Source organism: Micromonospora sp. C28SCA-DRY-2 (genome assembly GCF_030519475.1).
Classification (GTDB): Bacteria; Actinomycetota; Actinomycetes; order Mycobacteriales; family Micromonosporaceae; genus Micromonospora.
Window position 1 is genome coordinate 22,899 of sequence record NZ_JAUMKD010000002.1, and the last position, 22,889, is coordinate 45,787.

The 22,889-nt window shown below is 74.1% G+C and carries 26 protein-coding genes and 1 pseudogene; 15 read left to right on the plus strand and 12 right to left on the minus strand.

The annotated features are described in order from the left end of the window. Positions 1–405 precede the first annotated feature (405 nt). Positions 406–1,355 (plus strand): annotated as a pseudogene (locus Q3W71_RS08470) (LD-carboxypeptidase). A gap of 186 nt (positions 1,356–1,541) precedes the next feature. Here the strand turns inward: Q3W71_RS08470 and Q3W71_RS08475 are convergent. Next, positions 1,542–2,393: a virginiamycin B lyase gene (locus Q3W71_RS08475; RefSeq protein WP_302918770.1), complete on the minus strand. Its 852-nt coding sequence runs from the start codon at positions 2,391–2,393 to the stop codon at positions 1,542–1,544. A 220-nt stretch (positions 2,394–2,613) separates the two neighbouring features. Between Q3W71_RS08475 and Q3W71_RS08480 the strand changes: the two genes are divergently transcribed. After that, entirely contained in the window at positions 2,614–3,063 is a 450-nt protein-coding gene (locus tag Q3W71_RS08480) for a hypothetical protein (protein ID WP_302918771.1), read from the plus strand. A gap of 153 nt (positions 3,064–3,216) precedes the next feature. On the opposite strand, the gene Q3W71_RS08485 is transcribed toward Q3W71_RS08480, so the two are convergent. The 4 genes from Q3W71_RS08485 to glnA form a co-directional block, all read right to left on the minus strand. Then, on the minus strand, positions 3,217–3,591 hold the full coding sequence (locus Q3W71_RS08485) for a VOC family protein (RefSeq protein ID WP_302918772.1): 375 nt from the start codon (positions 3,589–3,591) through the stop codon (positions 3,217–3,219). A 247-nt stretch (positions 3,592–3,838) separates the two neighbouring features. Further along, on the minus strand, positions 3,839–4,537 hold the full coding sequence (locus Q3W71_RS08490; protein WP_302918773.1) for a YafY family protein: 699 nt from the start codon (positions 4,535–4,537) through the stop codon (positions 3,839–3,841). Positions 4,538–4,572: 35 nt separating this feature from the next. Beyond that, positions 4,573–4,998 (minus strand): DUF350 domain-containing protein, encoded by a 426-nt coding sequence (locus tag Q3W71_RS08495; RefSeq protein WP_302918774.1) that lies wholly within the window; start codon positions 4,996–4,998, stop codon positions 4,573–4,575. 102 nt (positions 4,999–5,100) lie between these two features. Further along, the gene (glnA, locus tag Q3W71_RS08500; RefSeq protein WP_302918775.1) at positions 5,101–6,450 is read right to left on the minus strand and encodes a type I glutamate--ammonia ligase; all 1,350 of its coding nucleotides are present in this window, start codon (positions 6,448–6,450) and stop codon (positions 5,101–5,103) included. Positions 6,451–6,684: 234 nt separating this feature from the next. Here glnA and Q3W71_RS08505 point away from each other — a divergent pair, with 234 nt between their 5' ends. The 3 genes from Q3W71_RS08505 (at position 6,685) to Q3W71_RS08515 (ending at position 9,679) form a co-directional block, all read left to right on the plus strand. Next, positions 6,685–8,445, plus strand: coding sequence for an NAD+ synthase (locus Q3W71_RS08505; RefSeq protein WP_302918776.1), 1,761 nt, complete (start codon positions 6,685–6,687; stop codon positions 8,443–8,445). 138 nt (positions 8,446–8,583) lie between these two features. After that, positions 8,584–9,429 (plus strand): 3-methyl-2-oxobutanoate hydroxymethyltransferase, encoded by an 846-nt coding sequence (gene panB, locus Q3W71_RS08510; protein WP_167178807.1) that lies wholly within the window; start codon positions 8,584–8,586, stop codon positions 9,427–9,429. Positions 9,430–9,532: 103 nt separating this feature from the next. Beyond that, positions 9,533–9,679 carry a hypothetical protein gene (locus Q3W71_RS08515; protein ID WP_302918777.1) on the plus strand — a complete coding sequence of 49 codons (147 nt, stop codon included), beginning with the start codon at positions 9,533–9,535 and terminating at the stop codon, positions 9,677–9,679. A 42-nt stretch (positions 9,680–9,721) separates the two neighbouring features. Here the strand turns inward: Q3W71_RS08515 and npdG are convergent, their stop codons facing one another. The 4 genes from npdG to Q3W71_RS08535 all read right to left on the minus strand — a co-directional run bounded on the left by npdG (position 9,722) and on the right by Q3W71_RS08535 (position 13,297). Next, a complete protein-coding gene (gene npdG / locus Q3W71_RS08520) occupies positions 9,722–10,420 on the minus strand; it encodes an NADPH-dependent F420 reductase (protein WP_302918778.1) in 699 nt (232 codons plus the stop codon). 277 nt (positions 10,421–10,697) lie between these two features. Beyond that, positions 10,698–12,131, minus strand: a complete 1,434-nt coding sequence (locus Q3W71_RS08525) for an RNB domain-containing ribonuclease (protein WP_302918779.1) — start codon at positions 12,129–12,131, stop codon at positions 10,698–10,700. A gap of 109 nt (positions 12,132–12,240) precedes the next feature. Then, positions 12,241–13,017 carry a histone gene (locus Q3W71_RS08530; RefSeq protein ID WP_302918780.1) on the minus strand — a complete coding sequence of 259 codons (777 nt, stop codon included), beginning with the start codon at positions 13,015–13,017 and terminating at the stop codon, positions 12,241–12,243. 76 nt (positions 13,018–13,093) lie between these two features. Continuing rightward, a complete protein-coding gene (locus tag Q3W71_RS08535; protein WP_302918781.1) occupies positions 13,094–13,297 on the minus strand; it encodes a hypothetical protein in 204 nt (67 codons plus the stop codon). Positions 13,298–13,483: 186 nt separating this feature from the next. Here Q3W71_RS08535 and Q3W71_RS08540 point away from each other — a divergent pair, with 186 nt between their 5' ends. From Q3W71_RS08540 to Q3W71_RS08550, 3 genes are read left to right on the plus strand one after another with little or no spacing between them, the layout of a single operon-like run. Then, a complete protein-coding gene (locus Q3W71_RS08540) occupies positions 13,484–14,758 on the plus strand; it encodes a M48 family metallopeptidase (RefSeq protein ID WP_302918782.1) in 1,275 nt (424 codons plus the stop codon). A 29-nt stretch (positions 14,759–14,787) separates the two neighbouring features. Further along, positions 14,788–15,282, plus strand: coding sequence for an NUDIX domain-containing protein (locus Q3W71_RS08545; RefSeq protein ID WP_302918783.1), 495 nt, complete (start codon positions 14,788–14,790; stop codon positions 15,280–15,282). Between the two features lie 46 nt (positions 15,283–15,328). Beyond that, the gene (locus tag Q3W71_RS08550) at positions 15,329–16,138 is read left to right on the plus strand and encodes a nucleotidyltransferase domain-containing protein (RefSeq protein ID WP_302918784.1); all 810 of its coding nucleotides are present in this window, start codon (positions 15,329–15,331) and stop codon (positions 16,136–16,138) included. A 55-nt stretch (positions 16,139–16,193) separates the two neighbouring features. On the opposite strand, the gene Q3W71_RS08555 is transcribed toward Q3W71_RS08550, so the two are convergent. The 3 genes from Q3W71_RS08555 to Q3W71_RS08565 form a co-directional block, all read right to left on the minus strand. Continuing rightward, complete coding sequence (locus Q3W71_RS08555) at positions 16,194–17,060, minus strand: AraC family transcriptional regulator (RefSeq protein ID WP_302918785.1); 867 nt, start codon at positions 17,058–17,060, stop codon at positions 16,194–16,196. A gap of 105 nt (positions 17,061–17,165) precedes the next feature. Further along, entirely contained in the window at positions 17,166–17,546 is a 381-nt protein-coding gene (locus Q3W71_RS08560; RefSeq protein WP_302918786.1) for a VOC family protein, read from the minus strand. Between the two features lie 79 nt (positions 17,547–17,625). Continuing rightward, positions 17,626–18,111, minus strand: a complete 486-nt coding sequence (locus tag Q3W71_RS08565; RefSeq protein WP_302918787.1) for an FBP domain-containing protein — start codon at positions 18,109–18,111, stop codon at positions 17,626–17,628. 60 nt (positions 18,112–18,171) lie between these two features. On the opposite strand from Q3W71_RS08565, the gene Q3W71_RS08570 reads away from it, so the two are divergent. The 7 genes from Q3W71_RS08570 (at position 18,172) to Q3W71_RS08600 (ending at position 22,748) form a co-directional block, all read left to right on the plus strand. After that, positions 18,172–18,738, plus strand: a complete 567-nt coding sequence (locus Q3W71_RS08570; RefSeq protein WP_302918788.1) for a TetR/AcrR family transcriptional regulator — start codon at positions 18,172–18,174, stop codon at positions 18,736–18,738. A 65-nt stretch (positions 18,739–18,803) separates the two neighbouring features. After that, positions 18,804–19,094, plus strand: coding sequence for a helix-turn-helix transcriptional regulator (locus Q3W71_RS08575; RefSeq protein WP_302918789.1), 291 nt, complete (start codon positions 18,804–18,806; stop codon positions 19,092–19,094). Continuing rightward, positions 19,091–19,477: a VOC family protein gene (locus Q3W71_RS08580; RefSeq protein WP_302918790.1), complete on the plus strand. Its 387-nt coding sequence runs from the start codon at positions 19,091–19,093 to the stop codon at positions 19,475–19,477. Before Q3W71_RS08575 ends, Q3W71_RS08580 begins: the two co-directional genes overlap by 4 nt. Before the next feature lie 303 nt (positions 19,478–19,780). Then, positions 19,781–20,095 (plus strand): hypothetical protein, encoded by a 315-nt coding sequence (locus Q3W71_RS08585; protein WP_302918791.1) that lies wholly within the window; start codon positions 19,781–19,783, stop codon positions 20,093–20,095. 295 nt (positions 20,096–20,390) lie between these two features. Continuing rightward, a complete protein-coding gene (locus Q3W71_RS08590; protein ID WP_302918792.1) occupies positions 20,391–21,299 on the plus strand; it encodes a LysR family transcriptional regulator in 909 nt (302 codons plus the stop codon). A 192-nt stretch (positions 21,300–21,491) separates the two neighbouring features. After that, positions 21,492–22,106: a dihydrofolate reductase family protein gene (locus Q3W71_RS08595; RefSeq protein ID WP_302918793.1), complete on the plus strand. Its 615-nt coding sequence runs from the start codon at positions 21,492–21,494 to the stop codon at positions 22,104–22,106. Between the two features lie 177 nt (positions 22,107–22,283). Beyond that, positions 22,284–22,748 carry a DUF4878 domain-containing protein gene (locus Q3W71_RS08600; protein WP_302918794.1) on the plus strand — a complete coding sequence of 155 codons (465 nt, stop codon included), beginning with the start codon at positions 22,284–22,286 and terminating at the stop codon, positions 22,746–22,748. Positions 22,749–22,889 lie beyond the last annotated feature (141 nt).

The window sequence follows — 22,889 nt, forward strand, 5'->3', positions numbered from 1 at the left end:
GGCCACCTTGATCCAGCTTCCGAGGCGTGGTCAGCCGCCAGCAGGAGCCGGCCGACCGAGTCGGCGTCCCAGGTGTGCAGCACGGCTGGCGCACCCGATGGCCAGCTGGCCCGACGTCACCCGGAAGCCGCCGGGCACCCGCACCAGGCGGGCGTGCTGCCCCGGCAGAGGGTCCAGCCGCTTCCCCACGCCATCACCAGCTCGGCGATCGACGCGGTGTCGTCCACCCCTGACGGCTGTCCGTCGTCCTTCCGAGCACGGCCGGTGCCTCCCCTTCGCCATCGCTGCTTGCACCAGCTTACTTGTTGCAATGTTCTTGCAATAGGGCCGAGGCGTGGTCGTCCCGCCCCACCGCCGCCAGGCGGTACTCGGGCGGGCCGGCCGCCGCGCGGCTCGGCTCTGCCGCTGTGCCCCGGTACACCGCGCCCGAGCCATGCGTCCGTCGTCCGCCCACCGGTGCTGCGCGGCGGCTGCGGTGATGCTGGTGTCGCCGTCCGTCGGGCCGACCCGGCCGGAACGGGTGGCCCGCGGCATCGAGGCACTCACCGGCTGGGGGCTGCGGCCGGGCTGGCGCGCGTACGCCCGGCAGGGCTACCTGGCCGGCGCGGACGAACTGCGGGCCGCCGACCTGAACGCGGCCTTCGCCGACCCGGAGGTACGCGGGGTGATCTGCACCCGGGGCGGGTACGGCGCGCAGCGGGTGGTGAACGCGATCGACATGGCAGCGGTACGCCGCGACCCGAAGGTGGTGGCCAGCTTCTCCGACATCACCGCGTTGCAGTTCGCGCTCTGGCGGGGCGCCCGGCTGGCCAGCGTGCCTGGCCCCGGCGCGGCCTGGACGGACGACCGCACTACGCCCCGCTCCGCCGAGTCGCTGCACGCCGCGCTGATGACCACCAGGCCGGTCACGGTGACCGCGGTGCCGGCGGGGAAGACCTATCCGGTGCGGGTGCCCGGCCGGGCCAGCGGCCCGCTGCTCGGCGGGAACCTCTGCCTGATCGTGGCGTCGCTGGGCACCCCGGACATGCCGGACCTGACCGGGGCGGTGCTGCTCGTCGTCGAGGACGTGGGGGGAACCGCCGTACAAGGTGGACCGGATGCTCACCCAGCTGCGCCGGGCCGGCGCGCTGGACGGGCTGGCCGGGGTGGCCGTCGGGCAGTTCACCGACTGCGCGGACGGCTGGTCGGTCACCGTCGCCGACGTGCTCGCCGAGCGCCTCCGGCGACCTCGGCGTCCCGGTCCTCGGCGGCCTCCCCATCGGCCACGGCACCGGCCGGCTCACCGTCCCCGTCGGCACCGAAGCCACCCTCGACGCCGCTCCGGCACCCTCACCACCACCCCCGCCGTCCGCTAACCCCCCACCTCCCCCTCCCCACCCTCACCCCCCGCCCGGTTGATCATGAGGTTAGCGGCGCGAAATGTCGGAATCTCCACCAGGTAACCTCATGATCACCGAGGTCGCTGCGGGGGGAGGGGGAGGGGGAAGGGGGAGGAAGGGGAAGGGGTGGGTTGGGGGTTAGGTGGGCTAGGGTGCCGGATTCTAGGGCGGTCCAGATGGTGTGGTCGGGGGCGGTGAGGCCATTAAGGGGTTCGGCGGCGGGGTGGAGGCAGCGGGTAGGTGTCGATGCGGCCGCTCGAGGTCGACGTGGCCGACGCGGTTGGCGGCCTCGGTGTACCAGCAACCGCCCGCCGGGTCGGCGACGATCGCGTGCGGCCGGGCGGCCCGGTCGGGCAGCGGGAACTCGTCGATCCGGCCGTCCGGGGTGATCCGGCCGAGCTGACCAGCGGCGATCTCGACGAACCAGAGCGCCCCGTCGACCCCGGCGGTGATGCCCACCGGCCCGGCGCCCTCGGTCGGCAGCGGGTGCAGGTCCACCGCCCCGTCCCGGCCGACGCGGGCGATCGCGTTCGCCTGGTTGAGCGTGCACCAGACGGCACCGTCCGGCCCGGCGGCGAGCATCGACGGGAACCCGCCGGTCACCGGGAGCGGGAACTCGGTCAGCTCGCCGTCGGTGCCGACCCGGCCGACCGTGTCGGAGCTCATCCCGGCGTACCAGAGGGCGCCGTCGGGACCGGCGACGATGCCGCACGGGCCGGTGCCCGCCGGCAGGACGACGGCGCTCTGCCGCCCGTCGGTGGTGATCCGACCGATCCGGTCGTCACCGGAGCGGGTGAACCAGAGCGCCCCGTCCGGGCCGGGGGTGATGATCAGCGGCCGGCTGCCGGCCGGCTCCAGCGGATGGACCCGGGCCGTGCCGTCGGGCTCCACGCGGGCGATCGCGCCGGCGTGCACCAGCGTCACCCAGAGCGCGCCGTCCGGTCCCACGGTGATGCCGTACGGGCCGGCGGCCGGATCGGGCAGCGGAATCTCGCGGATCTGCGGCGTTGTCACTGGCGGTCACCTTCCCGTCGGCGGTCGCCCGACCCCCGGATCGGGCCGGGCCTGGCGACCGTCCACCCTTACCGCCGCGGCGTCCCGGAGCAACCGGTTTGTCCCGGCCGGCCGGCCCGGATTGCCAGCTCGCTGACAGCTTCACCATGGGCCGCCCCCAGTTCGGTTGGTCACTGTCGGTGAGGTCAGCGCACCACGTACCGACGAGTTGGAGGACACCATGGCCATGACGAAGAAGCACCTGATCGCGGGGCTGGCGACGGCCGGCGTGCTCGGCCTCGGGGTCGCCGCCCCGACGGTCGCCTTCGCCGCCGACGGCACCGACCCGGCGCCGAGCGCCAGCGCCACCGACGACCGGCAGCAGCAGCGGGCCGACCGCCAGGCCGAGTTCGCCGAGGCGCTCGCCGGGGAGCTGGGCGTCTCCACCGACAAGGTGACCGCCGCGCTGGAGAAGATCCGCGAGGAGCACAAGCCGGCCGACCGGCCGGAGCGTCCGTCCGCCGAGGACCGGCAGGCGGCGCTGAAGGAGCGGCTGGCGCAGGCCGTCGAGGACGGCAAGCTCACCCAGGAGCAGGCCGACGCGATCACCGCGGCGATCGAGGCCGGCGTCCTCCCCGGCGCCCCGGGCGGCCCGGGCGGCCGCGGGCACGGTGGCCCGGCCGGCAAGTGACCTCGGGCTGACGCACCCACGCCCGGCCCGGGCCTGCCCACCGCTCGTCCGGGCCGGGTGACCGGTCCCGCCGTGATGCCTGGGAGTCGTCATGACGACTCCCAGGCATCGTGGTCGGGCGGGGACGACCCGCCCGGGCCACGCTCCGGCGGTTCAGCCGGCCGGCGGCGGGCTGAAGACGCCGAGGTGGTTGCCGGCCGGGTCGAGCAGGTGGGCGAAGGCGAGCCCGTTGTCGTTCTCCCGGCGCGGCACCAGCACCTTGCCGCCGGCCGCCTCCGCCCGACGGCAGGTCTCGGCCACGTCGGCCACCTGCACGTAGAAGATGGCGTAGTTCGGGCTGGTGCCGCCGGTGCCCCGGACCGCGCCGCCGATCCCCTCGCTGCCGCCGGCTCCGGTCGTCCGGTACGTGGCGCCGCCGGCGCCCTCCTCGGTGAAGGTCCAGCCGAACAGGTCGCCGTAGAACCGCTCGGCCTCGTCCGGCCGCTCGGTGCCGATCTCGAACCAGGTCACGCCGTTGTTGGTCGTCATGTATCGCCTCCCGTGCCGGGCGCCGGCGTTCTGCCGGCGCCGTCGGGAAGCAGCCTCACCCTCACCCGCGACAGCGTCCTGTCGGTGTTTCCGGCGTTGTCCAGCCGCGCGAGCGACCGGCGCGGCCGGCGCGACCGGCGCGGAACAGGCGCCAGCGGGCGGCGAACCCCCCGCGAACGGCCGGCGGACCACGCCGCCCGACGCCGGGTCAGGCCACGGGCCGGCGACCGTCGCCGCCTCCCACCGCTCAGACCAGGCTCAGCCGGCGGACCCGCTCCCGCGGGATGTCGCAGACGACGTCCAGATCCAGGTCCCGGTCGGGCACCCGCTCGGCGAGGGTGGTCACCGAGACGATCCGGTCGGTGCGGAACGCCCGGATGCCGCCGCGCATCCGGCACCAGGCCAGCAGGTACCAGTGCCGGGCATTGCCGAGGTAGCCGAGCGGCTCCACCTCGCGCAGCGTCCCCGCGCCGGCGCGGTCGGCGTACCGGATGCGCAGCACCCGCCCGGCGGACACCGCGTCGGCGACGGTGGCCGGGACGGGCGTCACCGGCCCGTCGCCGATCAGCCGCACCCGCGCGGCCAGCCGGTGCGCCTCGGCGGCGTCGGCGGCCGGCATCACCGCGAGCAGCTTGCGCAGCGCGGTGCCGGCGGCCGCGGCGAACGGGGTGCCGCGCAACCGGTGCAGCGCCACCGCCATCGCCACCGCCTCGCCGGGGGTCAGGTTCACCGGCGGCAGGGTGCGGGCCCGGTCCACGGCGTAGCCGCCGGTGCGGCCCGGCTCGGCCCAGATCGGCACCCCGGACTGTTGCAGGGCGCCGATGTCGCGCTCGATGGTGCGGACGCTGACCTCGAAGCGCTCGGCCAGCCAGCGGGCGCTGCGCGGCCGCGGCGACACCGCGCGCAACTCCTCGACGATGGCGTAGAGACGGTCCGTGCGGTTCACCCCGCGAACCTAGGTCGCGGGTACGACAGACCGGCTCAGGCGATGCAGGCGCAGACGATCAGCGCGGCGCCGAAGTGGGTGGCGGCGCTGACCCGGGCCGCCGGGTGCGGCTCGTCCGCGCAGATGATCTCGCCGAGCCGGCCCGGGGTGAGCAGGTCCAGCACGAAGAAGGCCAGCGCCATGATGGCCAACCCGACCAGCCCGAAGATCACCGTGGACGCCAACCCCTTGGTGAAGTCGCTGTAGCTGGTCAGGATCGCGGTGAAGACGATACCGGCGATGCCGAGCTGGTTGGCGGCGAGCAACAGCGCGGCGTTGCCGTTGCGGCGCACCCAGATCAGCTCCCGCAGCCGCCCCGGCGTCAGCAGGTCGACCAGCAGGAAACCGGCCGCCATCAGGGCGACCCCGACGACCCCGAACACCACACTCTGCCAGGCTCCGCTGAGCAGATCCTCCAGCACCGACTGCCTCCCGACCGGCTACGCCCGGCGGGGGTGCCGGCGCGGTGATCGAGACGATAGCGGCAGCACGCCACCGCCGGCAGCCCCGGGCGGGCGGACCGGCTAGAGCGACAGGTAGCGCTGCCGCTCGTACGGGGTGACCTCGCGGCGGTACTGCTCCCACTCGGCGCGCTTGTTGCGCAGGAAGAAGTCGAAGACGTGCTCGCCGAGCACCTCGGCGACCAGCTCCGAGCCGGCCATCACGTCGATCGCCTCGGAGAGGTTCTCCGGCAACGGCTCGTAGCCCATCGCCCGCCGCTCGGCGCTGGTCAGCGACCAGACGTCGTCCTCGGCACCCGGCGGCAGCTCGTAGCCCTCCTCGATGCCCTTGAGGCCGGCGCCGAGCAGCACCGCGAAGGCCAGGTAGGGGTTGGCCGCCGAGTCCGGCGAGCGGACCTCGACCCGGGCCGAGTTCGGCTTGCCGTACGCGGGCACCCGGACCAGCGCGGACCGGTTCAGGTGACCCCAGCAGACGTACGCCGGGCTCTCGGTGACCCGGTCCGGCAGGGCCTGCGGGAAGAGTCGCTTGTAGGAGTTCACCCACTGGTTGGTGACCGCCGTGTACTCGCGGGCGTGCACCAGCAGCCCGGCGATGAACGCGCGGGCCACCTTGGACAGCTTCATCGGGTCGCCGGCGTCGTGGAAGGCGTTGCGCTCCCCCTCGAACAGCGACAGGTGGGTGTGCATGCCGCTGCCCGGCTGGTCGGTGAAGGGCTTCGGCATGAAGGTGGCCTGCACGCCGGTGGAGAGCGCCACCTCCTTCACCACGTGCCGGAAGGTCATGATGTTGTCGGCGGTGGTCAGCGCGTCGGCGTAGCGCAGGTCGATCTCCTGCTGGCCGGGGGCCACCTCGTGGTGGCTGAACTCCACCGAGATGCCGATCCGCTCCAGCGCCAGCACCGCCTGGCGGCGGAAGTCCCGGGCCACCGCGTGGGTGGTGTGCTCGAAGTAGCCGCCGGTGTCCACCGGCGTGGGCACCGACCCGTCCAGCGGGCCGTTCTCCAGCAGGAAGAACTCGATCTCCGGGTGGGTGTAGAAGGTGAAGCCCTTCTCCGCGGCCTTGGACAGCGCCCGGCGCAGCACGTGCCGCGGGTCGGCCCAGGACGGCCCGCCGTCGGGCAGCAGGATGTCGCAGAACATCCGGGCGCTCTCGCCGCTGACCCCGCCCTCGAACGGGAAGACCTGGAAGGTGGTCGGGTCGGGCATGGCCACCATGTCGGACTCGAAGACCCGGGCGAAGCCCTCGATCGCCGAGCCGTCGAACCCGATGCCCTCCTCGAAGGCCGCCTCCAGCTCGGCGGGGGCCACCGACACGCTCTTCAGGGTGCCGAGCACGTCGGTGAACCAGAGCCGGACGAACCGGATGTCCCGCTCTTCCAGCGTACGGAGGACGAACTCCTGCTGACGGTCCACTTCCACTCCTCGCGACACCTCGTCGGCCACCGGACGGGCCCCGGCCCGGCCTGACCGACCAGTCTCCACCGGCCTCGTTACGCCGACGTTACGCGAAGCTCCCGCCGGTCGTCCCGCCGCGTCCCGCCGCGCGGACCGGCCGTGCCGGCCGGGGCCCGCGAGGCGCCGCGGCGGTGGCCGCCGTCTCGCGCGGCCCGCCGTGTCGGCCCCCTGCCGCTGGGGCAAGATGAGGACATGCCCACCCTGCGTCTCGCCCTGTGCCAGGTCAACCCGACCGTCGGCGACCTCGCCGGCAACGCCGGCCTGGTCCGTAGCTGGACCCGCCAGGCCGCGGACGCCGGCGCCCAGCTCGTCGCGTTCCCGGAGATGATGCTGACCGGCTACCCGGTCGAGGACCTGGTCTTCCGGCGGTCGTTCGTGGCGGCCTCGCAGGCGGCCCTGCGCCGGCTCGCCGCCGACCTGGCCGCGGACGGGCTGGGCGACCTGGCGGTGGTGGTCGGCTACCTGGACGCCGACGGCCCGCCGCAGGTCGCCGGCGACGCCGAACCGGGGCGGGGCGCCCGCAACGCCGCCGCGCTGCTGCACCGGGGCGAGGTGGTCGCCACCTACTTCAAGCACCACCTGCCCAACTACGGGGTGTTCGACGAGGACCGCTACTTCCTGCCCGGCGACATGCTCACCGTGGTCCGGGTCGGTGGGGTGGACGTGGCGCTGACCATCTGCGAGGACCTGTGGCAGGCCGGCGGCCCGTTCGCCGCCGCCCGGCAGGCCGGCGTCGGCCTGGTCGTGAACATCAACGGCTCGCCGTACGAGCTGAACAAGGACGACATCCGGCTGCCGCTGGTCCGCCGCCGGGCCGCCGAGGCGGGCGCGGCCATCGCGTACGTGAACATGATCGGCGGCCAGGACGAGCTGGTCTTCGAGGGCGACTCGATGGTCGTCGGCGCCGACGGCGAGCTGCTCGCCCGGGCCCCGCAGTTCGTCGAGCACCTGCTGGTGCACGACCTGGAGCTGCCGGCGGCGGGCGAGCCGGCCGACGCGGGCGCCGAGCTGGCCGACGGGCTGCGGGTGGTGCGCGCCGCGATCGGCGAGCTGCCGCCGGCGCCCGCCGGGCCGGCGGTGACCGGCTGGCTGATCGCCCCGGTGGCCGACGAGGCCGAGGTGTGGCACGCGCTGGTGCTCGGCCTGCGCGACTACGTCAACAAGAACCGGTTCCCCTCGGTGGTGCTCGGCCTCTCCGGCGGCATCGACTCGGCGGTGGTGGCCGCGCTGGCGGTGGACGCGCTCGGGCCGGACCGGGTGGTCGGGGTGTCGCTGCCCAGCCAGCACTCCTCCGAGCACAGCCGGGAGGACGCGGCGGAGCTGGCCAAGCGCACCGGGCTGGACTACCGGACCGAGCCGATCCAGCCGATGGTGGACACCTTCCTGGCCAACATGTCGCTGTCCGGGGTGACGGTGGAGAACCTCCAGGCCCGGGTGCGCGGGGTGATCCTGATGGCGCTGTCGAACCAGGAGGGCCACCTGGTGCTGACCACCGGCAACAAGAGCGAGCTGGCGGTCGGCTACTCCACCCTCTACGGCGACTCGGTCGGTGGCTTCAACCCGGTCAAGGACGTGTGGAAGACGCTGATCTGGCGGCTGGCGAAGTGGCGCAACGCCGACGCGGCCCGCCGGGGCGAGACCCCGCCGATCCCGGAGAACTCGATCGGCAAGCCGCCGAGCGCCGAGCTGAGCCCGGGCCAGCTGGACAGCGACACGCTGCCCGACTACGACGTGCTCGACCCGATCCTGATCGGCTACGTCGACGGTGACCTGGGCCGGGACGGGCTGGTCGAGTCCGGCCACGATCCGGCGGTTGTCGACAAGGTGCTGCGGATGGTGGATACCGCCGAGTACAAGCGGCGGCAGTCCGCGCCGGGCACGAAGATCTCGATGAAGGCGTTCGGCCGGGACCGGCGGCTGCCGATCACCAACCGGTGGCGGGAGAAGGGCTGAGCCCGCCCGCCGGGTCGGGCCGGAGCCCGGCCCGGGAGTGAAATCCTCCACTGCGCCCTGCCGCCGCCGGGCCGTCCGGTGCGACGATCGCGGCGGAACCCGGGGACCGCGCACGCGGCCTCGAGGAAGGAGAGAGTCATGGTGGAGTCCACCCCGACCGAGGTGACCGCCCTCTACGGCGGCCCGGCCACCCGCCGGATCCGCACCCGCGACCTGATCGCCGCCAAGGAGCGCGGCGAGCGGTGGCCGATGCTCACCTCGTACGACCAGTACACCGCGTCGATCTTCGACCAGGCCGGCATCCCGGTGCTGCTGGTCGGCGACTCGGCGGCGAACAACGTGTTCGGCTACGAGACGACGGTCCCGGTGACCGCCGAGGAACTGCTGCCGCTGGTCCGCGCGGTGGTCCGCGCCACCCGGCACACGCTGGTCGTCGGTGACCTGCCCTTCGGCTCGTACGAGGAGGGCCCGACGCAGGCGCTGCGCACCGCTGTGCGGTTCATGAAGGAGGGTGGCTGCCACGCGGTGAAGCTGGAGGGCGGCCGGCGCTGCGCGGCGCAGATCGCGGCGATCACCGGCGCCGGCATCCCGGTGATGGCACACATCGGCTTCACCCCGCAGAGCGAGCACGCCCTCGGCGGCTACCGGGTGCAGGGTCGCGGGGACGCCGCCGACGAGGTGATCGCCGACGCGCACGCGGTGGCCGAGGCGGGCGCGTTCGCGGTGGTGCTGGAGATGGTGCCTGGCGAGGTGGCCAAGCGGATCACGCACGAGCTGCGGATCCCCACCGTGGGCATCGGCGCCGGCCCGGACACCGACGCCCAGGTGCTGGTCTGGCAGGACATGGCCGGGCTGCGCGCCGGCAAGGCGCCGCGCTTCGTCAAGCGCTACGCCGACCTGGCCGGCACCCTCGCCGACGCCACCCGGCGCTTCGCCGACGAGGTACGCGGCGGCGACTTCCCCGCCCCGGAGCACACCTTCTAACCGCCCCGCCCCGCCCCGCCCCGGCCGCGGAGATCTTGGTAGGGAACGGCCCCTGGAGGGGCGGTTCCCTACCAAGATCCGGTGAGCGCGCGGCAGGGGCGAGATGGCCAACGGGACGCTGGCGCTCGGCTTCGCGTTCGCCGACACCCGACCTGGTCGTCTACCCGGTCTCGACGAGAACGCCCTGGCCGTCGGCCGGCTGCACCCCCACTACCGCCGCATCCCGCTCCCGCCCCCGGCACCCCGGTAGGAACGGGCGTCGGCGACGCCGGGATCAGGGGGATGCGCGCGGTCAGAGGTCGGTGACGCGGATGCCGGCGTGCGCCTTGTAGCGCTTGTTGATGGCGATCAGGTTGGCGGTGAACGCCTCGATCTGGTGGGCGTTGCGCAGCCGGCCGGCGTAGATGCCGCGCATGCCGGGGATCCGGGCAGCGAGCGCCGCGACCACCCCGGCCACCTCCCGGTCCTCGGTGCAGATCAGCACGTCCAGGTCGATCCGGTCGATCTCCGGGTCGGCCAGCAGCGGGGCGCTGACGTGGTTGAACGCCGCGCAGACCCGCGAGTCGGGCAGCAGCCCGGCGGCCTGCTGGACGGCGCTGCCCTCGGGCACCGGCAGCGCGTACGGGCCCTGCTTGTCGAAGCCGAGCGGGTTGACGCAGTCGACCACGATCTTGCCGGCGAGCGGCTCGGCGAGCGCGGCGACGGTGGCCGCGTGCCCGTCCCAGGGCACCGCGATGACGACGATGTCGCTGCCCCGGGCCACCTCGTCGTTGTCGCCGCCGGTGACCGTCGTCCCCGCCGGTACGCCGGGCAGGGCGGCGATCTCCTCGGCGGACCGCGCGGCCCGCTCGGCCGACCGGGAACCGATCAGCACCCGCTGCCCGGCCCGGGCGAACCGGTAGGCGAGCCCTCGCCCCTGGTCGCCGGTCCCGCCGATGATGCCGACGGTCAGCCCGGACACGTCGGGCAGTGCGCTCGCGTCGTATGCCATGCGGTCATCCTCGCAAACCCGGTGTCCCGGCAGCAGCGCCCGGCGCTGTGACAAACCCCGCTGACCCGGCCGGCCCGGGGCGGCCGGCCCGCCTCGGCCGTGGGGTCGGCTGAGGCCGGCGGCCCGCGCGCCGGGCGAGCGTGCGGCGGTCCGGGTCGGTGGGCCCGACGCGCGACGGGCGAGCGTGCGGCGGTCCCGGGTCGGTGGGCCCGACGCGCGCCGGGCGAGCGTGCGGCGGTCCGGCTCGGTGGGCCCGACGCGCGCCGGTGCCGCGCGGTCAGGCGCGTTCGAAGACGACCGAGCGGGCGACCGGGTCGGCGGTGACCAGCCGGACCCGGATCCGTTCGCCGAGCGGCAGCTCGCCGACGCACCGGGCCCGCACCGGCGGGTCGTCCAGCGCGACGGTGCCGCCCGGCGGCCGGCCCGGTCGGCTCCGGCCGTTCGGCGGCGCGTCGACGTCCAGCACCGCGGCGTCGAAGGTCTCCCCCACCCGGTGCGCCAGCAGCACCGCCTCGGCCAGCTCGATGGCGCCCCGGCTGGCCGCCGAGGCGGTCCGGTCGGTCACCGCCATCGCCTCGGGCAGCCGGGGCAGCGCCGCGCGGACCCACTCCGGCACCGGCCGGCCCGCGTGCAACGCCAGGCAGACCTCCGTGGCGTACCGGTCGGCCAGCCGCCGCAGCGGCGCGGTGACATGGGCGTACGCGGCCGCGACCCCGCCGTGCCGCGGCTGCTCGGGGACCTCGCCGTCGAAGGCGGTGTACGCGGCGCCGCGCATCAGCTCGGCGGCCTGGTCGACGAAGGCGGCCGCCCGGGGTTGCCCGGCGTCCAGCCCGGCGAGCACCTCGCCGGGGCCGGCGCCGTCCGGCCAGTGCACGCCCAGCGGGGCGGCGGCGGCCCGCAGCCGGTGCACCGCCTCGGGCTTCGGCGCGGGCATGGTCCGCAGCAGCCCGACCCGGCCGGCCAGCATGATGTCGGCGGCGGCCATCCCGGTGAGCAGGGAGATCTGCGCGTTGTGCTCCTCCATCGGCACCGGCCCGCGCAGCACCAGCCGCCAACCGTCGCCGTCGGCCTCCACGTCCTGTTCGGGCAGCGGCAGGTTGATCGCGCCCCGGCGCAGCCCGCGGGCGGTGAGCAGCGCCCCGAGTTCGGGCAGCAGGGCGATCGGCTCGGGCAGCCGGCCGGCGTCGGCGTCGGCCTGGACGCCGGCGTAGTCGAGCTTGGCCCGGCTGCGCACCAGTGCCCGTTCCAGCTCGACGGCGACGGTGCCGCCGTCGGCGTCCAGGTCGATCGTCCACACCACGGCGGCCCGGTCGACGTCCGGCAGCAGGCTCGCCGCGCCCTCGCTGAGCGTCTCCGGGTGCAACGGCACGTTGCCGTCGGGCAGGTAGACGGTCTGCCCCCGCCGCCAGGTCTCCTCCTCCAGCGCGCCGCCGGGGCGGACGTGCGCGGCGACGTCGGCGATCGCGTACCGCACCCGGTAGCCGCCGCCGGGCCGGCGGGTGAGGCACATCGCCTGGTCCAGGTCGCGCGACTCGGCCGGGTCCAGGGTCACGAACGGCACGTCGGTGCGGTCGACGGGCGGGCGGGGCGGGGCGGCCGCGGCGGCGTCCGCCTCGCGCTGCGCCGCGACCGGGAACTCCTCGGGGAGTCCCAGCTCGCGGCGCAGCGCGCCGAAGTCGATGCGGGGCGCGAGTACGCGTCGGATGACCACGGGGTCAATCCTGACAGCGCGGCGGTTGATCCGCTTCCCCGGCGCGGGCCGGTCGGCGCCGACCGATCGGCGCGGCGGGCCGGTCAGCGCCGACGGTCAGCGCGGCAGGTCAGCCGGTGGCCTTCCGGGCGGTGGTGCGGGTGCCGCCGGCCGCCCCCGTACGCGTGGCCGCCCGCTTCGCCGGCGCCTTGGCCACGGTGGTCCGCTTCGCCGGGGCCTTCTTGGCGGTGGCCGCCTTGCGGGCGGTGGTCGAGGAGGTCGCCGTGGCCTTCTTCGCGGGCGCCTTGCGGGCCGGGGCGGTCTTCGCCGCGGTCTTGCGGGCGGTGCCGGTCGGGCGGGTCGGCGCCGTCTTCTTGGCGGCCGTCTTCTTGGCGGCCGTCTTCTTGGCGGCCGTCTTCTTCGCGGCGGCCTTCTTCGCCGGCGCCTTCGCCGCCGTGGCGGTCTTCTTCGCCGGTGCCTTCGCCGCCGTGGTGGTCTTCTTCGCCGCGGTGGTGGTCTTCTTGGCGGCGGCGGTGGTCTTCTTCGCCGTCGAGCTGACCTTCCGGGCCGCCGCGGTCGAGGTCTTGGCGGGCGCCTTCTTCGCCGCCGCCGCCGTCTTCTTCGCGGCTCCGGTGGTCCGGGTCGCCGCCTTCCTGGCCGGCGCCTTCGCGGCGGCCTTCCGCGCCGCGGTGGTGGCCTTGGCGCCGGCCTGCCGGGCGGGGGTCGACTTGGCGGTCTTCTTCGCCGGCGCCCGGCCGGCGCCCGCGGTCGCCTTCTTGGCCGCCGTGGTCGCGGCCCGGCGCGCGGGCGTGGTGCGGCTCGCGCCGGTGTTCCGCTCCGCCGCGGCGGTCTTCTTCGCGGTGGTCCGTTTCGCGGCCGGGCGGGTGGCCTTCGGTGTTACGGCCATCTCGGTTCCCTCCTTGGGGACGTGCTCTCGCCCTCGCGGAGCACGCGGTACCTCGACGCGGGCCGTCCCGCGCCGCTCATCTGTCCTCCCCGGCCCAACGGGCGTCCTCGGCGTCCCACGCTTCGTTGCGCTCCCGCACCCGCTGCAGCGCGTTCTCGGCGTCGGTGGCTGAGGCGTACGGTCCGAGAACGTGCTTGGCAGGGCACACGTCGGCATCGGTCTCGACCCGGTGGTGTCGGGTGCACCAGTAGTAGTGCCCACCACTCCCGCTGTCGCTCATGGGATCACTGTGCACCGCGAATCGCCCGGCCGCCACCGGAACACCGCAAATCTCCGCTCGCCTCCACAGTAGACGTGCTACCTCCCGAGCCGGGCCGGAACTGCGCAAACAGGTGCCGGGACGCGGGGCGGGATCGGCTGAACGGCCGGTTCCGGTACGCCCCGGCCACCGCCACCATCGGACCTCATGATCGAGACGGTGACCGACCGAAGCGCCTGCCCGGACTGCGGCGCGGCGACGGTGTCGCTGCCCGGCGCGCTGCCCTGGTGCGCCGGGTGCGAGTGGAACCTCGACGCGTACGAGGTGGACCGGCGGGCGCCGGAGTTCGGCTGGAGGTGGGTGGACCGGTGGACCCACCGGCTCGCCTACCGGACGACGCGACGGCAGTTCGCGCGACTGGTCGGCCGGCAGCCGGAGGCCACCGGCGCGGGCGTCGCCCGGGTCGTCACCGGGGCCGCCTCGCTGGTGCTGCTCGCCGGCGTGGTCGCGCTCGCCGGCACCGGAATCTGGCTGATCGTGGCGTTCCGGTTCCCCAACCCGTCGATCCTGCTCGGCGTCGCGCTGCTCGGGCTCGCCGTCGCGCTGCGCCCGCGGTTCGGCCGGCTGGACGAGGATCTGGAGGTGCTCGACCGGGCCCGGGCGCCGGAGCTGTTCCGGCTCGTCGACGAGGTGGCGGCGGCGGTCGGCGCGCCCGTGCCCGAGGTGGTCGGCGTGGACGGCGACCTCAACGCGTACGCCGGCCGGGTCGGGCTGCGGCGCCGTGCCGTGCTCTGCCTCGGGTTGCCGTACTGGGGCTCGCTCACCCCGCCGGAGCGGGTGGCGCTGCTCGGCCACGAACTCGGGCACTTCGTCAACAACGATCCCCGCCGGGCGCTGCTCACCCAGCCGGCGTTCACCACGCTCGGCACGGCGGCGAACCTGGTCCGCCCGGTGGACACCGTCGCCGGGGCCGGCATCCTGGAGATGGTCGGGGCGGCGCTGGCCCGGGCGTTCCAGTGGACGCTGGCGCGGCTGCTCTTCGCCGCCCACGTGGCCCTGGTCTGCGTCGCGCTGCGCGACATCCAGCGGGCCGAGTACCTGGCCGACGAGATGGCCGCGCGGGCCGCCGGCACGGCCGCCGCGACCAGCCTGCTGGACGCCACCCTGGCGGCCGACTCCGTCGCGCTCGCCGTACGCCGGGAGGCGCGGGCCGGGCACGGGCCGCAGCGGTGGCGGGCGGCGGTGACCGAGGCGCGGGCGGCGGCGGCCGACCGGCTGGCCCGCCGCCGCCAGCTCTCGGTGCGCGACGAGACGTCGCTGTTCGCCTCCCACCCGCCCACCGGGTTGCGGCACCGGATGCTGGCGAGCCGGCCGGCGCACGAGGCGGCGGTGGTGCTCGACGAGGAGCGCTCGGCCCGCATCGACGCCGAACTGGCCCGCGAGTACGAGCGGGTCCGCCGGAACATCAGCTGGTCCGGCTAACCGCCGACCGCCGGGGTTAGGGTCGGCCGATGGGCGTACCGGACTACATCCTGCGGATGCGCAAGCACGTCGGCCACGACCTGCTCTGGCTGCCGAGCGTCAGCGCGGTGGTCCGCAACGCCGCCGGCGAGCTGCTGCTCGGCCAGCGCGCCGACGACGGGCGCTGGTCGGTGGTCAGCGGCTTCGTCGAGCCCGGCGAGCAGCCGGCCACCGCGGTGGTCCGCGAGGTGTACGAGGAGACCGGCCTGGACGTCGAGCCGGTGCGGCTGAGCAGCGTCGTCTCGCACCCGCACAGCTACCCGAACGGCGACCGCTGCGAGTACCTGAACCTCGGCTTCCACTGTCGGCTGCTGGGCGGCACGGCCCGGGTCAACGACGACGAGTCGGTGGCCGTGCGCTGGTTCCCGATGGACGCGCTGCCGGCGCTGGACGCGCACGGCCGTACGGTCGTCGCGCACGCCCTGGCCGACGAGCCCGCCGCCTGGTACCTGCCGCCCGGCGTGGCGTGGACCGGCGACGACTGACCGCCCCTCGGCGCGGCCGGGCCGAGCGGGCGGGCCACAATGTGGCGTGGACAGCGAGGTGCGCCGCTACCTGGCCGACCTGGTCGGGGTGGCCCGTGACGTGCTCGGTGACGACCTGGTCGGCGCGTACGCCGCCGGCTCGGTCGGCCTGGGGGCCTACCAGCCGGGGCGCAGCGACGTCGACGTGGCGCTGGTCTGCGCCGAGCCGCTGGGCCCGGACCGCAAGCGCCGGCTGGTGGCCGGGCTGCGGCACGAGGCGCTGCCCTGCCCGGCGCGCGGCCTGGAACTGGTCGTCTACACCGCGGCCGCCGCCCGGTCCGGCCCCCCCGAGCCCGGCTTCGAGGTGGAGCTGAACACCGGGGCGCGGATGGACTTCCGGGTCACCTGGCACCCGGACGAGCGGCCCGCGGCGGACGGGCGGTTCTGGTACGGGCTGGACCGCAGCATCCTGCACGGGTGCGGGCACGCCCTGCTCGGGCCGCCGGCCGCCGAGGCGTTCGGCGACCTGTCCCCGGCGGACCTGCGCCGCCTGCTGGTCGACGCGCTGCGCTGGTGGCTGGCGCTGCCCACCCCGCCCGGCGACGGCCCGGCCCCGGGCGCCGAGGACGCGGTGCTCGGCGCCTGCCGGTCGCTGGCCAAGGTGCGGCACGGTCGGTGGCTGTCGAAGACCGAGGCGGGTCGCCGGCTGATCGCCGACGGCTGGGCGGCCCGGTCGACCGGCGACGGCGACGGCGACCCAGCCGGCCTGATCGAACGGTCGATCGCGGCCCGCGCCGGTGGCCCACCGCCGAGCGGCCCCGAGGCCCGCGCCTTCCAGCGGCGGGTGCTGGCCGAGATCGGCGGCGGCGCGCGGTGACGCAGGGGTGGGGGCCCGGCGGCCACCGGCCGCCGGGCCCCCACCGGTCAACCGGTCAGGCGGCCACCCGCTCCACCGGGATCCACAGTTCCGCGTCCGCCTCCTTGCCGTCGGCGGAGAGCCGGGTCCGGGAGATCTCCGGCCCGGGCCGGGTCCGGTACGGGTTGGACGGGAACCACTGGGTGAAGACGTCCCGCCACAGGTACTGCAACGCCTGCGGGAACGCCCCGGAGGTCTCGAAGACCGCCCAGGTGCCGGCCGGCACGGTCAGCGCGTCCAGGTCGGCGGGCGCGTCGGCGCCGGTCACCACCCCGTGCCAGTAGTCCAGTTCGGTGCCCTCGGCACGGCTGCCGGCCAGGTTGTCGCTGACGTTGACGATGCCGCTCGGCTCCTGGTCGGACAGCGACTCGATGCGCCGTACCGTCTCCGGGTCGATGCCCTTGACGAAGGCGACGATGGCGGGGTTCATCCCCTCGTGCACCAGCGGCACCCGCGCCTTGCGGCCCACCAGTGTGAACTCGTCCTTGCGTACGATCCGGTATCGCATGCTGCTGCTCCCTTCCACGACGAGTCGGAAGGACATCCGGGGCTGGGAGCGCAGTGCCGCCCCCGTACGCCGGGCCTCGCCGGGGCCCACGCCGTGCATGGCCTGGAACGCCCGGGCGAAGGCCTCGGTGGAGCCGTAGCCGTAGCGGACCGCGACGTCCAGCAGCGTCCGCTCCCCCGCCAGCACCTCCGCGCCCGCGACGGTGAGCCGCCGGCGCCGGATGTACTCCGACAGCGGCACGCCGGCGAGCGCGGAGAAGAGTCGCCGGAAGTGGTACTCCGACGTCACCGCGATCCGTGCCAGCTCGGCCACCTCGATCCGCTGGTCGAGATGGCGCTCGATGTGCTCCATGGCCTGGTTCAGCCGCTCCAGCACCCCGGTCTCCTTCCCTCTTCCAGCAGCAACGCTAGGCGGGTGACCTGGTGCGAACCCGACATCCGGTGCCCGGATCGATCGGGCACCCGGCGACGGCTGGCGGGGTCAGGGCCAGGTCCTGGCCTGGGCGTCGAAGATCTCCGGCGGACTCTCCACGGGCAGGACGCAGACCAGGTGCCCGCCGGGCACCCGCAGCACCCGGCACTCCTGCCAGCGCGTCACCTCGGTGGCGCCGAGGGCGACCAGCCGCGCCGTCTCGGCCTCGACGTCGTCGGTCTCGAAGTCGAGGTGGAAACGAGGGGCGTCGTCGACAGACTGCACAGCGGTGACGATCCCGGGCAGCGCGTCGTGCAGACCGATGAACTGTGGGTACTGGGGGTTGGCCTCGGCGCGGACGCCGAGTGCGGCGGACCAGAACGCGGTCGCCCGGGCGGTCTCGGCTTCGGGAGCGTCGATGAGGAGGGCGTAGACCCGGCTTCGATGCATACGACGCAAGCGTAGTGACTCGGGCCGTACCTGTCCGTCCTCGTTCCGCCGGGCCGCGGTCACCCCCGCCGGCCTCCGCTCACCCGACGACCTTCCCGAGGAAGGCGGTGACGCTGGCCCGGGTCCGCTCGACCTTCTCGGCCAGCGTGATCGACTCGTCGATCCGCCGTCCGGCGTTCTTCTTCCCGCGCAGGTAGAGCGAGCAGGCCAGGTCGGTGCAGATGTACGCGCCGACGGAGTTCCCCTGCCGCCCGTCCCGGCCGGCCTTGCGGGCGGTCATCAGCGAGACGCCGTCGCCGGTGTGGGTGGTCAGGCAGAACGAGCACATGCTGCGCCGGACACGTCCGGTCTGGGGCGCCACCCGCAGCGCCACCCCGACGAGGCCGGTGCCGGACTCGGCGACCAGGTAGGCCCGCTCCGCCGCGGACCCGTCCCGCCAGCCGAGGAAGTCGAGGTCGCCCCAGGGGCGCTCGGCCAGGTCCTTCGGCACGGCCAGGCGCTTGGCCTCCCCCTTGGTGCAGTTGACGAAGCAGGCGCGGATGGCGGGCTCGGTGAGGGGTAGCATAGGAACCAGCCTAACCCCATTAGGCAAGCGCTTAAGACGACTAGGTGTGGAGTGCGGCACATGACGCGTGCGGGGCTGACCGCGGAGCGCCTGACCCTCGCGGCGGCGGAGTTGGCCGACGAGGTCGGCTTCGAGAACGTGACCGTCTCGGCGCTCGCGCGCCATTTCCGGGTCAGGGACGCGAGCCTGTACTCCCACATCAGGAACGCGCAGGACCTGCGGATCAGGGTGGCGTTGCTCGCCCTGGCCGAGCTCGCCGACCGGGTCGCCGCCGCGCTCGCCGGCCGGGCCGGCAAGGACGCGCTGGTGGCCTTCGCCAACGCCTACCGGGACTACGCGAAGCGGCATCCGGGCAGGTACGCCGCGATGCAGCAGGAACTGGACCCGGAGACGGCGGCCGCCAGCGCCGGCCCCCGGCACGCGGAGATGACGCGCGCGATCCTGCGCGGCTACCAGTTGTCCGAGCCCGATCAGACGGACGCGGTACGGATGATGCACAGCACGTTCCACGGATTCGTGAGCCTGGAACGGACGGGAGGCTTCCGGCACCATCCGCGCACCGCGGACGCCTCCTGGTCCCGGACCCTGGACGCCCTCGACACCCTCCTGCGCACCTGGCCACGGTGAGCGGGGGCGCACGGCACCGGCGTCCGGCTTGATAGGCAAGTCGCTACTTGCCTATAGTGGTCCGCATGGGTGACCTGTACCAGGCACTGGCCGATCCGACCCGCCGGCAGATCCTCGACGAGCTGACCGACCGGGACGGCCAGACCCTGTTCGAGATCTGTGGCCGGCTGGCCACCAAGCACCAGGTCACGTCGTCGCGCCAGGCGATCTCCCAGCACCTTGACGTCCTGGAGGCCGCCGGCCTGATCGTCACGCGCCGGCAGGGTCGCTACAAGTTCCACCACATCGATGTCCGGCCGTTGCACGCCATCGCCGAGCGGTGGCTGAGGCCCGAACCCCGACAGGAGACCACATGAAGATCCACCTGACGAGCGTGTACGTCGACGACCAGGACAACGCGCTGCGCTTCTACACCGAGGTGCTGGGCTTCGTGAAGAAGACCGATGTGCCGGTGGGCGAGTACCGCTGGTTGACAGTCGTCTCGCCGGACGAGCCGGACGGGGTCGAACTGCTGCTGGAGCCCGACGCGCACCCGGCCGCCAAGGCGTTCAAGGAGGCGCTGGTCAGCGACGGCATCCCCCTCACGCAGTTCGCGGTGACCGACATCGCCGCCGAGCACGACCGGCTGAAGCGGCTCGGTGTGGTGTTCACCCAGGAGCCCGCCGACATGGGTGCGGTGATTACCGCCGTGTTCGACGACACCTGCGGCAACCTCATCCAGATCGCGCAGCCGAAGTAGTCGGCGCTGGCAGGGGGACCGCGGAGGTCACGAGCCCTGATCGTGGCGGCGGTGACCTGCGTGGTCGGCCGGTCCGGGGTGACCGGCCGACCAGCGGGGCCATTCGAAAGGCCGGCGCCGGCGACCGCGACCCGCCCGGCCACGCGGGCTGGCCGGCGGAACCTGCGGGACCGTCCGGCTCCGCCCCGAACCCGACCGTCCGCGAGCCGGGGAATCCTCGCCGGGCACCGGCCGCCCGTCGCACCCGTGCACCGGGGTCACCGGGTGCTTGTCGGCAGCCGACATCGGGACAACAATCGATGCATGGCTACGAGGACGCACATCCCGCGTCTCGCCTGGGACGCGGCCCGGACCATCGTTTCCACCTCGGCCGACCCGACACAGGCGGTCCGCTTCGCCGACTGGCTCGACGTCCATGCCGGCCAACCGTACGGGCAGTTGGTGATCGACTCCCGCAACCGGCTGCTCGCCCGCCACGGCTTCGAGTCCGCCGCCGTCGAGTCAGGCGTCTGGCGGGTACGCCTCGACGACCTGCTTCATGACCGGCCGGACCTGGTCGAGCCGTTGGCCAAGCTGGTCCGGGACACGGCCGGCGCCACCCCGGGCACCGCTGCCTGACCCCGGCTCCCGCGGTGCGACGGCCGACCGCGACGCCGAGCGACCGTCAGCCGTCGTGGACGCGCAGGGCTACGACCGGTGCCGCCGGCCCCTGCGCCCGATCAGGCCGCCGCCGAGCCGACCCACCCCCGTGCCGGTGGTCGAGCGCCCTCGTCGCCGGCCGGTGCGAGGTCGGGTAGACCCGGCGGCTGGAGCCCGGTCGGGGCGGCCGAGGTGAGCGGCGCTTCCCGCCGCGCGATCCATAACCCCCATCGCTAAGATCGATAACTCAGCCGTTATCGGAGGGGGCCCTGGGGTGGAGTTCCGCGACATCGAGATCTTCTTGACGCTCGCGGAGGAGCTGCACTTCGGACGGACGGCCCAGCGGCTGCACATCTCTCAGGCGCGGGTCAGTCAAGCGATCAAGGCGCAGGAACGCCGTATCGGTGCGGCGTTGTTCGACCGGACCAGCCGGGTGGTGACGCTGACGCCGGTCGGCAAACAGCTACGCGACGACCTGCAGGCGGGTTACGACGTGATCCGGGCCGGTCTGGCCAGGGCCACGGAGTCGGCCCGGGGAGTGAGCGGCACCGTGCGGCTGGGGGTGATGGGAGCGGTCGGGCACGAGGTCCGTGACGTGATCGACCTGTTCCGCACCCGCTATCCCGACTGCGACGTGGTGCTGCGCGAGGTCCACTTCAGCGATCCGTTCGCGGCGCTGCGTACCGGCGACCTGGATCTGGCGCTGCTGTGGCGGCCGGTGCGCGAGCCCGGTCTGACCGAGGGGCCGGTCGTGCTCACCGAAGGCCGGGTCCTCGCGGTCGGGACCGGGCACGAGTTGGCCGGTCGGGCATCGGTGTCGATGGAGGACTTCGGCGACCGGATGTTCTTCGATCCCGGACCGGACCTGCCCGGCTACTGGATCGAGGCGATGGTGCCGGCGCAGACCCCCGGCGGGCGTCCGATCCCGCGCGGTCCGTTGGCCGCCACCTTCCACGAGCTGCTCACCATGGTGGCCGCCGGTCGTTGCCTCACCCCGCTGAACGAACACGTCCTGCACTACTACTCGCATCCAGGGGTGGTCTTCCTGCCGGTCCACGACGCGCCACCCACCGAGTGGGCGCTGACCTGGCGCGCGGGCGACCTTCCCCCACGTGTGCGTGGCTTCGTCGACACCGCCGCCGAGCTGGGACCACGGGCGTTCGGCCAGACCCGGCAGCCGTAGCGGCGCCGGCGCGGACCAGGGTCGGCACAGACGCGGACCCCATCCGCCGGTCGGGTGGCGGCGGCCGATAACCGGTGGGTTATCGGCTGTTACCGGAGTCGTCGTTGATCCCGCCCTGCCGGTGCCCGACGCTGAGATACGCCAGGCGATCACCGACCGGTGATCGTTCGGACCATGTGGCAAGGAGTTGTCGTGCGTAAGCTCGTGTACTACATCGCGGTCACCCTGGACGGCTTCATCGCCGCCCCCGACGGGGCGGACCCGACCGGGCCCGACGGGTTCTGGCCGATCCCCGACGACTACCTGCGCCACCTCGTCACCGAGTATCCGGAGACGCTGCCCGGCCCGGCCCGGCAGGCGCTCGGCGTCACCGCCGCCGGCGAACGGTTCGACACCGTCCTGGAAGGCCGCCACTCGTACGAGATCGGGCTGAAGGTGGGCGTCACCGACGCGTACCCCCACCTGCGCCACCTGGTCTTCTCCCGTACCTTGGCGCAGAGCCCGAACCCGGCCGTCGAGGTCGTGTCCCGTGACCCGGTCGCCACCGTGCGGGAACTGAAGCGGCACGACGGGCGGGACATCTGGGTGATCGGCGGCGGTGCCCTGGCCGGCGCGCTCTATTCCGAGATCGACCGGTTGATCGTCAAGCTCGCTCCGTTGACCACCGGCGCCGGCATCCCGCTCTTCGGCCACGGTGCCGCCTTCGCGCCGCGCACCTGGCGGCTGACGGATCACACAGTCCTGGACAGCGGCGCGATCTTCCTCACCTACGACCGCGTGGAAGCCGAGCCGGCCGAGGGCTCCTGACGCCTTGAGGTCGGGCGTCGACGCCAGCGGACAACGGGGGCCGGCAGGGGTGACGGGGTCACCCCTGCCGGAGCGGCGTGACCAGAGAGCAGGACATTCTCCAGGTGACGGCGGTCGGCGCGGGCCGGGCTGCGACGGGGCAACGAGAAGTTCTCGCATCCCCTACCGTCACTACCCATGACCCACCCCTACCAGCTGCCCCAGGCGCCACAACCGCCGCAGCGACGGACGCTACGCACCGTGTTGATCGTCGTCGGCGTGGTCCTGGTGCTGTGCTGCGGTGGCGCCGGCATCGGTGGCTTCTTCCTGTACAAGGGGGTCAAGGGCGCGACGGATCCGGCGCGGCAGGCCGCCGAGTCGTTCGTGACCGAGTTGGAAGCCGGCAATGCGGACGCGGCGTACGGGCAGTTGTGCGGCGACACGCGCGACAGGTACCCGAGGGACGTGTTCGCCCAGGGCGTCGCGAGGCAGCCGAAGATCCGTGGCCACAAGGTCAACGGCGTCAACGTGTCGACCGTCAACGGCCGCACGTCGGCGCGGGTGACCATGGCCCTCACGCTGGACAGCGGCTTCACCGACCAGCACATGTTCACGCTCGTGAAGGAGGACGGCGTCTGGAAGGTGTGCGGCCAGCCGTACTGAGCGGACGCGCCAAGAACCTCGCCAACCACCTGACCGCCTCCGGGTGTCGGCGAGTTGCGAACCACGGCGCTGTGAGTAGGTCCAGGGCTGCTCCGCTCGCCGTCGGATGGCAAGCTCCTGTCTCGTGATCGACGACTTCGC